The organism is Pseudoalteromonas sp. B160, from assembly GCF_037162485.1.
Classification (GTDB): Bacteria; Pseudomonadota; Gammaproteobacteria; order Enterobacterales; family Alteromonadaceae; genus Pseudoalteromonas; species Pseudoalteromonas rhizosphaerae.
In genome coordinates, this window is the sequence record NZ_JARLUX010000002.1 from 290982 (window position 1) to 305840 (window position 14859).

At 40.3% G+C, this 14859-nt stretch carries 7 protein-coding genes and 3 pseudogenes; 5 read left to right on the forward strand and 5 right to left on the reverse strand.

The window, feature by feature from the left end:
- Positions 1-44: 44 nt before the first annotated feature.
- Positions 45-2225, reverse strand: a complete 2181-nt coding sequence (locus P4S61_RS19975; protein WP_337119054.1) for an OsmC domain/YcaO domain-containing protein — start codon at positions 2223-2225, stop codon at positions 45-47.
- A 446-nt stretch (positions 2226-2671) separates the two neighbouring features.
- Here P4S61_RS19975 and P4S61_RS19980 point away from each other — a divergent pair.
- Positions 2672-3750: pseudogene (locus P4S61_RS19980) on the forward strand (porin).
- A 10-nt stretch (positions 3751-3760) separates the two neighbouring features.
- On the forward strand, positions 3761-4177 hold the full coding sequence (locus tag P4S61_RS19985) for a phosphate ABC transporter substrate-binding protein (RefSeq protein WP_310736407.1): 417 nt from the start codon (positions 3761-3763) through the stop codon (positions 4175-4177).
- Between the two features lie 77 nt (positions 4178-4254).
- Here the strand turns inward: P4S61_RS19985 and P4S61_RS19990 are convergent.
- A pseudogene (locus tag P4S61_RS19990) lies at positions 4255-5636 on the reverse strand (Na+/H+ antiporter NhaC family protein).
- A 306-nt stretch (positions 5637-5942) separates the two neighbouring features.
- Positions 5943-6845 carry an AraC family transcriptional regulator gene (locus tag P4S61_RS19995; RefSeq protein WP_182733996.1) on the reverse strand — a complete coding sequence of 301 codons (903 nt, stop codon included), beginning with the start codon at positions 6843-6845 and terminating at the stop codon, positions 5943-5945.
- A gap of 189 nt (positions 6846-7034) precedes the next feature.
- Between P4S61_RS19995 and exaC the strand changes: the two genes are divergently transcribed.
- The 3 genes from exaC to P4S61_RS20010 all read left to right on the forward strand — a co-directional run bounded on the left by exaC (position 7035) and on the right by P4S61_RS20010 (position 10706).
- On the forward strand, positions 7035-8555 hold the full coding sequence (gene exaC, locus P4S61_RS20000) for an acetaldehyde dehydrogenase ExaC (protein WP_145234333.1): 1521 nt from the start codon (positions 7035-7037) through the stop codon (positions 8553-8555).
- Positions 8556-9233: 678 nt separating this feature from the next.
- Positions 9234-9968 (forward strand): subclass B1 metallo-beta-lactamase, encoded by a 735-nt coding sequence (gene bla, locus P4S61_RS20005; RefSeq protein WP_182730757.1) that lies wholly within the window; start codon positions 9234-9236, stop codon positions 9966-9968.
- A 540-nt stretch (positions 9969-10508) separates the two neighbouring features.
- On the forward strand, positions 10509-10706 hold the full coding sequence (locus tag P4S61_RS20010; RefSeq protein ID WP_145234329.1) for a CPXCG motif-containing cysteine-rich protein: 198 nt from the start codon (positions 10509-10511) through the stop codon (positions 10704-10706).
- 147 nt (positions 10707-10853) lie between these two features.
- On the opposite strand, the gene katG is transcribed toward P4S61_RS20010, so the two are convergent.
- Together katG and P4S61_RS20020 are read right to left on the reverse strand one after the other, a co-directional pair.
- Positions 10854-13121, reverse strand: a complete 2268-nt coding sequence (katG, locus tag P4S61_RS20015; protein ID WP_337119055.1) for a catalase/peroxidase HPI — start codon at positions 13119-13121, stop codon at positions 10854-10856.
- A gap of 315 nt (positions 13122-13436) precedes the next feature.
- Positions 13437-14776 (reverse strand): annotated as a pseudogene (locus P4S61_RS20020) (L-cystine transporter).
- Between the last annotated feature and the right edge of the window lie 83 nt (positions 14777-14859).

Consider the following 14859-nt stretch of genomic DNA (forward strand, 5'->3'; position numbering starts at 1 on the left):
CGCGATATAAACTCCCGCCTACGCAAATCTCGCGCTGACAATAGTTATTTGGCTCTTGCAGCGCGAGCCCCATGCAGTTTTTTATAGCTGTCGATCAAACGCTGATGACGATCTAACCCTTCAAGTTGCATATTGGTTGGAGTTAAACCGTAGAACATCACATCACCATTGATAGAGCCGACTACTGCATCCATTACTTTTTGGCCAAACATGCGGGTGAAGCTGTGAATGTAGTCTTCAATTTCTAAGTCATCATTTAGCGCAACTTCTAAAGTCGCGTGCATTGCTTGGTAGAATAACCCGCGTTCAACAGTGTTATCGTTAAACTGTAAGAAGGTTTCAACCAGTTCCATGGTCGCTTCTAAATCGCCTAATGCTAAGTAAATTAGCAGCTTAAGCTCAAGAATAGTTAACTGACCCCACACGGTGTTTTCGTCAAACTCAACGCCAATTAAGGTGATGATATCGATGTAATTATCAAGCTGGCTGTCTTCTAAGCGCTCAACTAAGTCGGCAAGTTGGTCTTCATCTAAACTGTGCAGATTTAAAATATCTTCACGGTATTTAAGGGCTTTATTGGTGTTATCCCAAATTAAGTCTTCGACAGGGTAAACTTCTGAATAATCAGGCACTAAAATACGGCATGCGATGCCAAGATCTGAAAATTCAGCAATATAAGCTTCTTTACCTAAGGCTTTTAAAATACCAAATAAGCTAGCAGTTTCTTCTTCGTTAGTACCTGAAAAATCCCATTCCACAAAGTCATAATCGTGTTTAGCACTGAAAAAGCGCCATGAGATCTTACCGGTTGAATCAATAAAGTGTTCAACAAAGTTTTCAGGTTCAGATACTGCCATGCTGTTGAATGTTGGTTTAGGTACGTCGTTTAAACCTTCAAAGCTGCGACCTTGTAATAGCTCTGTTAAGCTACGTTCAAGGGCGACTTCAAAACTTGGGTGTGCACCAAATGAAGCAAATACGCCACCGGTTTTCGGGTTCATTAACGTTACGCACATGACAGGGAATTGCCCGCCTAGAGATGCGTCTTTTACAACAACCGGAAAGCCTTGCTCTTCTAAGCCTTTAATACCGGCAACAATACTAGGATATTTAGCAAGTATCGCTTCTGGTACGTCTGGCAATACCAGTTCTTGCTCGATGATTTGGCGTTTAACAGCACGTTCAAAAATCTCAGATAAACATTGTACTTTGGCTTCGGCAAAGTTATTACCCGCACTCATGCCGTTACTTAAAAACAAGTTTTCAATCAAGTTTGATGGAAAGTACACAGTTTCGCCGTCAGAGTGACGCACATATGGAATCGAGCAAATACCTCGCTCAACATTACCAGAGTTAGTGTCGATAAGGTGCGAGCCACACAGCTCATCTTCAGGGTTGTAAATGCTCAGGGTATAGTCGTCTAAAATACCTTCTGGTAGTGAGTCATCATCAGTGAGCTGAAACCATTTTTCGTTCGGGTAATGAACAAATTCGCTGTTGGCAATTTCTTCACCAAGGAACTGGTCATTGTAAAAAAAGTTACAGTTTAAACGCTCAATAAACTCGCCAAGGGCTGAACATAATGCGCTTTCTTTGCTGGCGCCTTTACCATTGGTAAAACACATCGGTGATGCAGCATCACGAATATGCAATGACCAGACGTTTGGTACAATATTACGCCATGATGAAATTTCAATCTTCATGCCTAAGTCAGCCAAAATCGCAGTCATATCAGCAATGGTTTGCTCAAGCGGTAAATCTTTACCTAAAATAAAGGTGTTTTCGCTGCCTTCTGATTTTGCCATTAACATGGCTTGCGCGTCGTTATCTAAGCTTTCTATGGCATCAATTTTAAATTCAGGTATGGTTTGAATAACACGCTTTACGGTACAACGATCAATAGAGCGTAAAATGCCGGTGCGGTCTTTTTCTGAAATACTTTCAGGGAGTTCAACCTGGATTTGGAAGATTTGGTTATAACGATCTTCAGGGTCAACAATGTTGTTTTGCGCAACACGAATACCGTCAGTCGAGATATCACGGGCATTACAATACACTTTAATAAAGTACGCAGCACATAAAGCCGAAGATGCTAAAAAGTAGTCAAACGGACTTGGCGCAGAGCCATCGCCTTTATAACGGATTGGTTGATCCGCAATGACTGAGAAATCGTCAAACTTAGCTTCTAATCTAAGATTATCGAGAAAATTAACTTTAATTTCCATTGAGTTGGTCCACCTTCGTGCGCACTAATAAGTAAGGCCAATAGGTGTTTGCGCCAGACTTTGTCAGTGTATTTTCATTTAGCTGCAATTATCCGCTTTTTAAGGGAGCACATACAAGTAATAGTCGAGGTTAATTAAAATAAATGCTATTTGCAGCGCATAAATTGGTAAAAGTCACGTGGTTCGCTGGTTTTGAACTATTTATGAGGCTGTAAACTTTATACTCAGAGTAAGTCTAAAGTTTTTACAATAAGAGGTAGAAAAGGTCGTGAACTCCAAATAATTTAGTACTAATTAATTAAATCGATTATCACTGATGTTTTAATTTTGTTGTTATTTTGTAATTAATTTGGGGCGGAAGCTTAGGTATAGTAGGCAAAATTTTCATCTGTGGTCTAACTTTAATAATGCATATTGCAAAAGACTAATATCATAAGGTAACGCAGATGATGAAAAAGCTGTATTGGTTATTAACTGTAAATTGCATCCTGTTTACAGGTGCTTCTTATGGCGAGATCAACTTATCAGGGTTTACTAGTATTAATGCTGGTAAAGTTTTATCTGGAAGTGGGGTCCCGCAGTACGATATACCACCTACTTTTTTGGCCGATTATCCAATAGTATCGTCTTACGACGAAGATGTTTCGTTTAAACCAGAGAGCTTATTTGGGCTACAAATTAGCGCTGATTTAGCTGATGGACTATCGGTGACAGGCCAACTAGTTGCTCGAGGCGCTAATGATTTTGATGCAAAAATTGAATGGGCTTATCTCTCATATGAGATTAATGAAAATTGGACTGTTCAAGCAGGTAAAAAACGATTGCCCCTGTTTTATTATTCGGATTTTTATGATGTAGGTTACGCCTATGTATGGATGCGTCCGCCTGCGGATAATTATACGTGGCAAATATTTAACTACAACGGCGTAAATGCACTATACAGCGGTGAAATTGGTGATTGGTCTGTAATGGGCAATCTTTATTATGGAGAAGAGGATGATACAGAAAATAAGCTCCTTAGTGAGTTTTTTTCAAAGAGCCAACACGTGAAATTTGGCGTGATATGTTAGGTGGGGTATTGCAATTAAATAAAGAGTGGTTCGAAGTTAGATTAACCCATATGACTTACAAAAATGAGCGCTACCGTAGTGGTGAGCGAGTATTATTTGACGGTGAAACTAGCCGTACAGGTAAGTTTTATGGTGTTGCAGTTAACTTAGACTTTGAAAGTTTATTTATATTAACAGAGTTAAACCGGTTGGATTTGAATGGCAACCTTGACACTTCAATGATTACGCTAGGTTACCGTTTAGACACAATTACTCCTTATGTTTCTTACTCTCAATTTAAAGAAGATGCCGATGATGGTGAACAGCACAATACAACGTCAGTCGGAATACGCTGGGATTTTCATTCTTCAGCGGCTTTTAAAGTCCAGTTTGATAAAGTGAATGATAAATCATTTGATTTAGCTGTTGCAGGTGATAGTGAGTCGATCACACTTGGCATTGACTTGGTATTTTAAGGAATACGCTATGATGTTGTTAAAAAAGATACTTTTACCACTTTTATTGCTTAGTTGTTATTCAGTAAACGCGGAAGTAGTTGTTGTTGTTCATCCTACAAATAATAGTAGTTTTGATCAATCTGAGATTTCAAAGCTCTTTTTAGGCAAGGCCAAATCATTTTCTGATGGCAATCAAGCTGTTCCATTGAATCAAGAGGAAGCCTCTACAGCACGCCAAGAGTTTGATGCGAATGTTTTATCAAAATCAGGTAGCCAGTTAAAAGCATACTGGTCAAAGCTTATTTTTACAGGTAAAGGCTCGCCTCCTAAAGAAGTGACTAATGATGCAGAGGTAATTGATTTAGTAGGTAAAAATCCAAGTATGATTGGTTACATTAATGCTGCATCGCTAACCGATTCAGTGAAATCGGTTGGGAAGTTTTAGTAATAATTTAGATAAAAACGCAAAACGTTAAAATCGATTACAGGAAACTGTAATCGATTTTTTTAGATTTATGCACCTTAAGCAATCACTAAAAACCCGACAAATGCACAGGCAGCTGCGATGAGTGTATAGGGCAATTGAGTAATTGCGTGACTCATTAAGTTACAGCCTGAACCTTGGGCTGCAAGGACAGTTGAATCTGAGTAAAAACATGCTTGGCTACCAAATGATGAGGCAGATAACAGCGCACCAATCACCAGCGGTATATTTGCATCAACCGCGACTGCCAGAGGCATCACAATAGGAATTGTTACCGCAAAAATACCCCAGCTTGAGCCTGTAGCAAACGCCAAAATTGCCATTGCTAAAAACACCACTGCAGGTAAATAGCCTGCGGTCATGAATGGGCTTAAGGAATCAATTACAAACTGTGGTAATAGTAGTTGGTCGCACACATCTTTAAAAATAAATGCGGCGATCACAGTTCCTATTGCTGGCAACATGCTTTTAAAACCATCGAGCATTTTTTCAATCATTTCGGCAAATGGCATTAGCTTTTGCAGCATATAAAATGGAAGCGTCACGGCGAATGTCGCTAATAACCCTTTGTATACATCAATGTCAAAATACACAGTGAACGCAACGAGCAATAAAATAGGCAGTAAAAAGTTGTACAGTTTGCCGTGGCTGTCTGCGCTTTCAAAGCTTTCTTCAACGGCTTTTACTGCGTATTCATCGGCAGTTTGCACTTCGTTGTACTGTGCAGGATCTACTTGCGGTTGTTCTTGCATTGCCTGTAATTGGGCTTTTTTCATCGGCCCAAATAAAGGGATAACACCAAGTACCACTAATGGCACAAGTAACACGGCAAACCATGCATACAGCATATAGGGGATTGCTTGAATATACACGGCAATACCTTGGCCTTCGACGGCGATGTTGTTATCAACCAATAAGCCACCAAAAATACTGCCCATGTAGACAGTGGTACTAATACGCAAATTGGCGCTGCGGTAGAGTCAACTACGTAAGCAAGCATCTCACGGCTAATTTTGAATTTATCGGTAATGCGTTTCATGGTTTCACCCACGGTAAGCGCATTGAGGTAGTCATCAATAAAAATAACGATACCAAGTAAAAAGGTCATGAGTAAAGATGAGCGTGGGCCTTTACAAAAACGCAGCGCAAAACTACCAAATGCTGCTGCACCACCGGTTCGCACTAGTAATGCGATTAACGCACCAAAGCCACCACACACTAAAATAAGCCAGCCGATTGTTTCATCTACCATTACTTTTAATGATGCCGCAGCAAAGTTGCTAAGCATTTCAACAGGATTTAGCATAGCAAGGCCAACAAGGGCACCGATCAGCAAAGATAAAATAGGACGACGTAGCACGATCGCCAAAACCACCACTACAACTGGCGGCACAAGACTTAACGCAGAAGGTTCGAGCATTTAAGTATTCACAAAATAAAAAGCATTTGAGTAATTGGCTCAAACTGCTTAACAAAAACAAAGAATGTTAGCCCAACGGCTGATATTCCAAGTCACTGCTTTTGCACGCAGAAGTCACTGTTAGGTTTCGCGGTGGGTTTAGCACAATTGCGACACAGTAAAATGCGTTGGCTTGGCGCCAGACGGTGCAGGGGATGCATGCCGCTATTGTTATGCCGATAAAAACATCAGCGGGAAAATAATCTGCAATTGCGTTCGAGTCAATAAAAACTTTTAATTTAGTTAAAAATTCTTAATAGATGAATATTAATGCTTGCATTGTTTAGGTGAAACACCAAATTTTTGCTTAAACAAACGGCTAAAGTGACTGGGGTTGGTAAAGCCAAGATCGTAGCAAACTTGACTTATTTGTTGTCCTGATTGTAGAAGTTGGCGAGATTTCTTTAATCTTAGCTGTTGTTGCCACATGGCCGGACTTTGCCCAAAGGCGAGCTTGAATTGCTGGTAAAATTTACTACGGCTCATGCAGGCTATTTTACATAAAGTATCGATATCTAAAGTTTGATTAAGATGTTCTTTAATAAAATGCAGGGCATCGGTTAATGGGCATGCAATAGTTTGTTGGCAATTGGCGAGCATTAAATCGCGGCTTTGTTGTTGTAATAATCGAGTGATTAACTCATTTACTGATAGATCAATTAGATAATGACGATCTTGCTCGTTTTCGCTAAATAACCCAATCATCCGTTCAAGTAATTGTTGGGTTTGTTGATTGTGTTGGGTATGCACCAGCTTTGGAATGTAATGAAAAAAATCATCGCTGCTTATTTGCTGCTGCATATTTAGCGCGTCAGCTACTTGGCTGATTTTATCGCGGCTAATTTCGATAGCCAAACAGGTGGTAGGTTGCTTCATTGATGCTTCTGGGAAGTCGATTAAAACCCCTTGTTCGGGTGCTAATACAAATGATTGCTGGGGTAAAAACTCTTCATGGTAGTTACTGTCAGCAACGTGCATCACTTTTTTACCGCTGATCATGCCGCAAAATAGCAGTTCGCTGGAATGCAGTGCTACTTTTTGTGCGTCTTGGTAGGTGTCGTAAATGCTCAGCTCGGCGTTGTCTGAGGCAAAAGTAATTTTATTTTCGATCAGTACATCAACCGCTTGGCGCTTTTTAGTCAGTTTTTCAGTCAATAACGTGGTATTCATTTTATTTCCTTTAAACACGACCAACAGAGTTTGGACGCACAGACATGTTTTTTGGACAGCTAATCAAGTTTTTATGCTTCTTATAAGCTAATGTCAACAGGTGACGGATAAATAAACAACAATCTCCCGTCAAACTTAGTCAATTTGATTAAATTTAAAAAGCAACATTTTGAATAAAGGACACACACAATGATCTATGCAAATCCTGGCAGCGACGGCGCACTTATTAACTTTAAATCCCAGTACGGTAATTACATTGGCGGACAGTGGGTCGAGCCTGTAAATGGTCAGTACTTTGATAATATTAGCCCCGTTAATGGTAAAGTATTTTGTAAAGTACCACGCTCTGATAAAGCGGATATTGAACTTGCCCTTGATAAAGCCCACGCTGCAAAAGCTGCTTGGGGTACAACTTCAGTAACGGCTCGTAGCAATATATTATTAAAAATAGCTGATCGGATAGAGCAAAACCTTGAGCTTCTTGCAGTTGCAGAAACGTGGGATAACGGTAAAGCCATTCGCGAAACATTGGCGGCAGATATCCCACTGGCGGCAGATCATTTTCGTTATTTTGCCGGTTGTATTCGCGCCCAAGAGGGCAGTATTGGCGAGATAGACGAAACCACAGTCGCGTATCATTTTCATGAGCCACTGGGCGTTGTTGGACAAATCATTCCGTGGAACTTCCCAATTCTAATGGCCGCATGGAAACTCGCACCAGCGCTTGCCGCAGGTAACTGTGTGATACTCAAACCGGCTGAACAAACACCAGTATCTATTTTAGTGTTGATGGAAATTATTGGTGATTTATTGCCTGCAGGCGTGCTTAATGTAGTAAATGGCTACGGTAAAGAAGCGGGCGAAGCGCTGGCAACCAGCACGCGTATAGCTAAAATTGCTTTTACCGGCTCAACTCCTGTTGGCTCACACATTTTAAAATGTGCCGCTGATAACATTATTCCATCAACGGTTGAGCTCGGTGGTAAATCACCGAATATTTTCTTTAACGATGTAATGGAAAAAGACGATTCCTTCCTAAGTAAAGCCATTGAAGGCGCAGTACTTGCGTACTTTAACCAAGGTGAAGTGTGTACTTGCCCATCGCGACTATTTATTCAAGAAGATATTTACGAGCAGTTTATTGAGCGTATTTTAGAGCGCACATTAAAAATTAAACGCGGTAACCCGCTTGATAGTGAAACCATGGTAGGCGCACAAGCGTCTAAAGCACAGTTTGATAAGATTCTCAGCTATATTGAAATTGGCAAAAAAGAAGGCGCACAAGTACTTACTGGCGGCAATGTAGAGCAACTAACAGATGAGCTAAATGGCGGTTATTACATTCAGCCAACGCTGTTAAAAGGCACTAACGATATGCGGGTATTCCAAGAAGAAATTTTTGGCCCGGTGATTTCAATGTCGACCTTTAAAGACGAAGCCGAAGCACTCGAACTGGCTAATAGCTCTGAATTTGGTCTAGGCGCAGGGGTATGGAGCCGCAACATGAACCGTGCTTATCACTTTGGCCGCAAAATAGAAGCAGGCCGTGTATGGACCAACTGTTACCATATGTATCCTGCACACGCTGCGTTTGGTGGTTATAAAAAATCAGGCATCGGCCGCGAAACCCACAAGCTTGCGCTTGACCATTACCAACAAACTAAAAATTTATTAGTAAGCTACAGCGAAGATCCGCTCGGCTTCTTTTAAATAAAGCGGTTAAGCTTAAACAAATAATTTTTATGAGTAATGAAAGCGCTGTATTGTTGCAGCGCTTTTTTACTTTTCTAAAGCACTGCGCTTTATATCCTCAAACACCTGTAATACCTTCCAAAATGCCAATTAAAACAACACCAAGTCCTCTTTTTATATTTTTCGTGAAATAGAAGTAACCGATTGAATCAAAATAGGAATTCGACTGTGGTTAGTACATCAATAAAAAATAAATTAAAAACGAATTATTCTTCAGGCTCGTTAGGTTTTTATAGAGGCTGGAGTGCAATCTAAGCTGCTAAAAATTAAATCCAAATTCCTTGAAGTCATTTAGATATTTTGAGCTCTTATATGCTCAAAAATATTGAGTTTGCAAAAAGCGAGGCGGAGCAAAAGGATCCCTTTGGGATGTCGTATTTTATGAAAAAGATGATGAATTTGAATATATTTATGCAAACACCTTTTAATGTCCTAAGTTTTGTGAGGCTAGATATGCACTGTCTTAGGCAAAGATATTTATGCCTGTTGCTTTTTCGTTTTACCCAACCCCTTAAATTTAATGAGTCTAATATAGCAATGAATTAAGTTGTTTGTTAAAACACTTTGAGTGTAAGTATGTTATCGGCAGTACTATGTGCGATTATTTTACTATTTTTTGAACAGCTGAGGAAAAGTATGAGAAGAATCATACATCTAACTTTAATAATTTTATTTTCTACGATCTCAATGTCGGCGTTTGCAAGTGCTGATGTTGAAATAAAAAAGATCGCTTCAGGAGTGTGGGTTCATACCTCATATTATACATACCCAAATGGAGTAAAATTTCCTTCAAGTGGATTAATAGTTCAAGATGGGGAAGGCGTTGTTTTAGTGGATACTGCTTGGGGAGAGCTTGCTACGTTAGAACTCATGGAGCAAATTAGAACGAAGATTAAACTACCGATTAAAACATCAATAGTAACTCATGCTCATGGTGATCGGATTGCGGGTACGGATGCTTTAAAATCAAAAGGAATTCCAGTTTATTCGCATCCTCTAACGCAAAAATTTGCTACTGAGTATGGCTTGCCAGTACCAGATCAATCTTTAGAAGCAATTATTTCACCTGGAAGCATGGTTAGTTTAGGAAAAATTGATGTTATTTACCCAGGTCCAGGTCATGCAATGGACAACTTGATGATTTGGTTACCACAAGAAAAAATTCTGTTTGGTGGTTGTGCCGTTCGCGCTAAAGGAGCAACCTCTTTAGGCAATACTGCACATAGTGATATTGGTTCATGGCTTCAGGGAATGAAACATATTAGCCAGGAGTATAACTCTGCACAGATAGTAGTCCCAGGTCATGGTGAGCTAGGTGATTTTTCATTAATTTCAAACACATTAATGCTTTTAAGTGAGTCTGCGCAATAAATATACACTAATAATCACATAAAAGATCTCGTCAAGCTCTGATAGAGCGCCTTTTATGTGGGGAGAACGTAGGATTATCCTTTATAGGAACTAATCTTACGCCTCCTAAACTCATTGGTTAACTTTTTTAAAGCCACCAAAACCAACCTCTTACTGTCATCTAAAAAATACTAAACTACGTTTAGAGCTATCAACTTATAAAACTACTAAATAATTTAGCAAAAAAGTAGAAATTAAAGATTATCAAATTATCGAAAATTGCTGTAAATGAAGATGACCAGGTTGCTGGAGGTTTAAACTTTGCTTAGGAGCTTTATAAAATGAGCAATCATTTTATTACCTAAGGTAGGCTAAGCACTTTGGTTGGATTATTGTTACCAAACCTTTAATCAGGTGAGGTGATGGGGCAGCTAGCAGTGAATATAGTATGCTGATTGCTCCAGCAAAGAAATTCAACAAAGAGCCTGCACAAAGAAATGCACCTTGATACTATATGTCTAATGATAATGGATATAGCAAGTAATATGTGAGGTTATAGCAATGAATCAATTAACTGAAAAAACGATAGCATGTCCTTATTGTGGTGAGAATATTGACGTGCTGCTCGATCCGGCAGATGTTGATCAACAATATATTGAGGACTGCCAAGTCTGTTGTAAGCCTATTAATTTTTTGGTTTTTGAAAATATAGATGAAGAGCTTTCAGTGACGGTTTTTAGTGATGACGAAGCTTATTGACTATCTTTATAGGCACTTACACTCAGCAAGGTTTGGGCAGTATGTTTAGCTGCAAAGCAATGCAGTAATATATAAAAGAGTATGACTAACCAACATAAAAAGCGCTGCAATTAATTGCAGCGCTATGGTTGCATTACTTAATGGTTATTAACGGTCTAAGTTCATTACTTTAGTCCATGCCGCAATAAAATCTTCAACAAATTTTTGCTTAGAGGTATCGAATGCATATACTTCAGCGACCGCGCGAAGCTCTGAATTTGAGCCAAAAATAAGGTCAATCGAGGTGGCATTCCATTTTTGTTCTCCAGATTTACGGTCAAAGCCTTGGTAAATACCTGGGGTAGCCGATTTTTTCCATACCGTAGACATATCAAGTAGATTTACAAAGTAATCATTGTTTAATGTCCCTGGTTTATCAGTAAATACACCATAATCAGTACCTTGATAGTTAGCATTTAATGCGCGTAATCCGCCTACTAATACCGTCATTTCAGCCACTGTTAGATCAAGTTGATCTGCTTTATCTATTAGCATTTCAGTTGGCGATTTGTAGCTTTGTTCAGCATCAAAGTAGTTTCTAAAGCCATCGGCAGGCAGCTCTAATAAACTAAATGCATTAACGTCAGTTTGAGCTTGCGTAGCATCGCCACGGCCAGCATTAAAAGGTACGTCTACTGTGTAGCCTGCATCTTTCGCTGCTTTTTCAATCGCTGCATTACCAGCTAACACAATCAGGTCGGCCAGTGATACTTGGCTTTTACTAAAGAAACTATCATTAAAGTCGGCTTGAATCGCTTTTAATACTTTAAGTACTTTTGCAGTTTCGGCCGGATTATTTACCGCCCAATCCTTTTGTGGAGCAAGCGCAATGCGTGCACCGTTGGCACCACCGCGCATATCGGAATGACGGTAGCTTGCAGCAGATGCCCATGCAACACGTACTAGCTCTGATACGCTAAGACCTGAATCTAAAATGCTGGCTTTAAGCTCTTTTACTGCGCCAGCATCAATGTTTGATTGAGTCTCTGCTGAAATAGGATCTTGCCAAATTAAGTCTTCTTTAGGAACTTCTTTACCTAAGAAGTTACGTGGTGGCCCCATATCTCGGTGAGTCAATTTGTACCATGCTTTAGCAAATGCTAGTTGATACTCTTTAGGGTCGTTTAAAAAGCGTTCAGCAATTTTGCGGTATTCAGGATCAAATTTTAACGCTAAGTCGGCCGTGGTCATTACTGGTGCGTTAAACTTACCTTTAATATGAGCGTCAGGTACAACGTTATGTAACGATTCATCCGTTGGGATCCACTGAATGGCACCCGCTGGGCTGCGAGTTTGTTTCCACTCAAAGTTAAGTAGATTGCTAAGGTACAGTGATGACCAGCGAGTAGGAGCTTGTGTCCATGCGCCTTCTAAACCACTTGATACGGTATCTTCAGAGTGGCCTTTACCACATTTGTTTTTCCAGCCTAACCCTTGTTCTTCAATGCCTGCTGCTGCGGGCTCTGCACCCACACAATCTTTAGGTTTGTGCGCACCATGCATTTTACCAAAGGTGTGGCCACCTGCGATAAGTGCAAGAGTTTCCTCGTCGTTCATGGCCATGCGAGAAAACGCCACACGAATATTTTTAGCTGAACCGATTGGATCAGGTACGCCTTTTGGGCCTTCAGGATTTACGTAAATTAAACCCATGTGAGTTGCACCCAATGGGCGTTCTAATTTGCCGCTGTCATCTTCACGGTCGCTGGCAAGCATTTCTACTTCTGGACCCCAGTAAACCATGTCTGGTTCCCAGTCGTCAGTTCGGCCGCCGGCAAAACCATAGGTTTCAAATCCCATGTTTTCTAGAGCAACGTTACCGGCTAATACGATTAAGTCTGACCATGAAAGTGCTTCTCCGTATTTTTGTTTAATAGGCCAAAGTAGGCGACGCGCTTTATCTAGGCTTACGTTGTCTGGCCAGCTGTTGAGTGGTTCAAAACGTTGTTGACCGCCACCAGCACCGCCGCGGCCATCAAGCGTACGGTAAGTACCTGCGCTGTGCCATGTCATACGGATAAAAAATGGCCCATAGTTACCAAAATCCGCCGGCCACCAATCTTGAGATTGTGTTAGTAGGGCATCAATATCACTTTTTACTGTGTCTAAATCTAGGCTATTAAATGCCTTGGCATAATTAAAGTCGGCACCGTAAGGGTTTGAGCGTTCATCATGATCACGCAGAGGTGAAAGGTTAAGTTGATCTGGCCACCAAAACTGGTTTGTTCTGGTTGCGCCCATTTTAGCTTCACCCATGCCAACAGCACCTTGTGGCTTTGACATTTGTGGTTTTTCTTGGCTAACAGCGGTGCCAGATATAAGTGCCATACTTATAAATCCAACAAGCGCTTTTTTATTGAATGAACGGTTTTTCATTGTCAGCTTCCTTAAAGTTAACGAATTTCGTTATACAAAGCGTATTACTACTTTAAACAGAGATCTCAATCGCTTTAAAAATTATTGAGTTGTAAATTTGTTTGCTCAAGTGAGGCTTAATCAAGCCTGAATAACAAAGCAATGAAAAGAATATAGCATCGGGCTGAAATGTGTGTGCGAAATAAAGCGATTACTACAATCTATAAATGTGATTGATTTTGTTGTAGTGATTAGATAAATGGATTGTTTTTACTTAAGACGGAGAGAGTAATACAGATAAAAAAGCCCAGCCAAAGCTGGGCGACTACAAAAAATCTAGTGCACTTTAATTAATTTACTCGTTATAACACCTGAGGTCATTGACCCTGATACGTTTAATGCGGTGCGTGCCATGTCTATTAATGGCTCGATTGAGATCAGTAACGCGACTATCTCAACCGGTAAGCCCATGGTTGGTAATACAACCAATGCAGCAAACGTTGCGCCACCACCTACTCCGGCAATACCAAAAGAGCTTATAACAACAATGCCAATTAACGGTAAAATAAATTCGAATGTCAGCGGATCAATTCCTACACTGGGCGCTACTATCATTGCCAGCATGGCTGGGTAAATACCGGCACAGCCATTTTGGCCAATAGTGGCGCCAAAAGAAGCCGATAAGTTAGCTATAGCAGGCGGCACTTTTAGCTGGTTAACTTGTACATCCACATTCATAGGAATAGAGGCTGCTGAACTACGCGAGCTAAATGCAAAGGTCAGTACTGGCCAAATTTTTTCAAAGTAACTCTTAGGGTTCACACCAACTAGGCTAAGTAATAAACCATGAGCAATAAACATTAATAATATAGCGACATAGGAAGCCACAATAAACGCCAGTAAATTAACAATATCATTGCTACTTGAGTTTGCCACAACGCTTGCCATTAACCCTGCGACGCCATAAGGCGTTAGCGCTATCACCATTCTTACTAAGTTCATTACTATGGCTTGTAAGGCGTTAACACCGTTGCGAATTGGATCTGCTAGTTCGCTACGTTCAAGCATCACCTTGCGTGCGGCAATCCCCACAAGGACACCAAAAATAACGACGGCAATTATAGAGGTTGAGCGTTGGTTACTTAAATCAGCAAATGGATTTTCTGGAATAAAGCTCAATAGCATTTGTGGTACACTTAAATCAGCTACATTAGCTGCTTTACCCTCTAGCGTGCTCATTTTTGCTGCCTCACGGGTTCCCGAAACTAAGCCTTCAATACTTAAATTAAAGCCATAGGTTACGGCAATACCAATTAAGGCTGCAATTGCCGTAGTAAAGAGTAAAACAGCAATACTAATGAACGATATTTTGCCCAAAGAGCCTTGGTTTTCTAGTTTCACCACGGCGGCAATCATAAACACCAATACCAATGGCATGATGATCATTTTTAATAGCCCAACATAGCCTTTACCAACAACACTTACCCAACTTAAAACGTCATTAATAGACTCTGGGAGTGGGAAAATAAAAATTGTAAGGCTAAACCAAAAGCACTACCAACAACTAAGCCAAATAAAACAGTGCGAGATAAGGTTTTACTTTTTTGCGAAAAAAGATAAATCGCAAACAGTAAACCGACAAATAATGCCAGCATTAATAAAACAGCAAGCGACATAGCATCCTCTTTAAAGCTGTGAATAAGCGCGGCACTTTAGCGTTTTGTATCGGGTTACGAAAATACACTTTTGATATGCTATA

Bases quoted from the DNA above. Each gene is read 5' to 3' on its own strand.
- P4S61_RS19975 (WP_337119054.1), bottom strand. From the start codon at position 2,225: ATGGAAATTAAAGTTAATTTTCTCGATAATCTTAGATTAGAAGCTAAG.
- P4S61_RS19985 (WP_310736407.1), top strand. From the start codon at position 3,761: ATGATGTTGTTAAAAAAGATACTTTTACCACTTTTATTGCTTAGTTGT.
- P4S61_RS19995 (WP_182733996.1), bottom strand. From the start codon at position 6,845: ATGAATACCACGTTATTGACTGAAAAACTGACTAAAAAGCGCCAAGCG.
- exaC (WP_145234333.1), top strand. From the start codon at position 7,035: ATGATCTATGCAAATCCTGGCAGCGACGGCGCACTTATTAACTTTAAA.
- bla (WP_182730757.1), top strand. From the start codon at position 9,234: ATGAGAAGAATCATACATCTAACTTTAATAATTTTATTTTCTACGATC.
- P4S61_RS20010 (WP_145234329.1), top strand. From the start codon at position 10,509: ATGAATCAATTAACTGAAAAAACGATAGCATGTCCTTATTGTGGTGAG.
- katG (WP_337119055.1), bottom strand. From the start codon at position 13,121: ATGAAAAACCGTTCATTCAATAAAAAAGCGCTTGTTGGATTTATAAGT.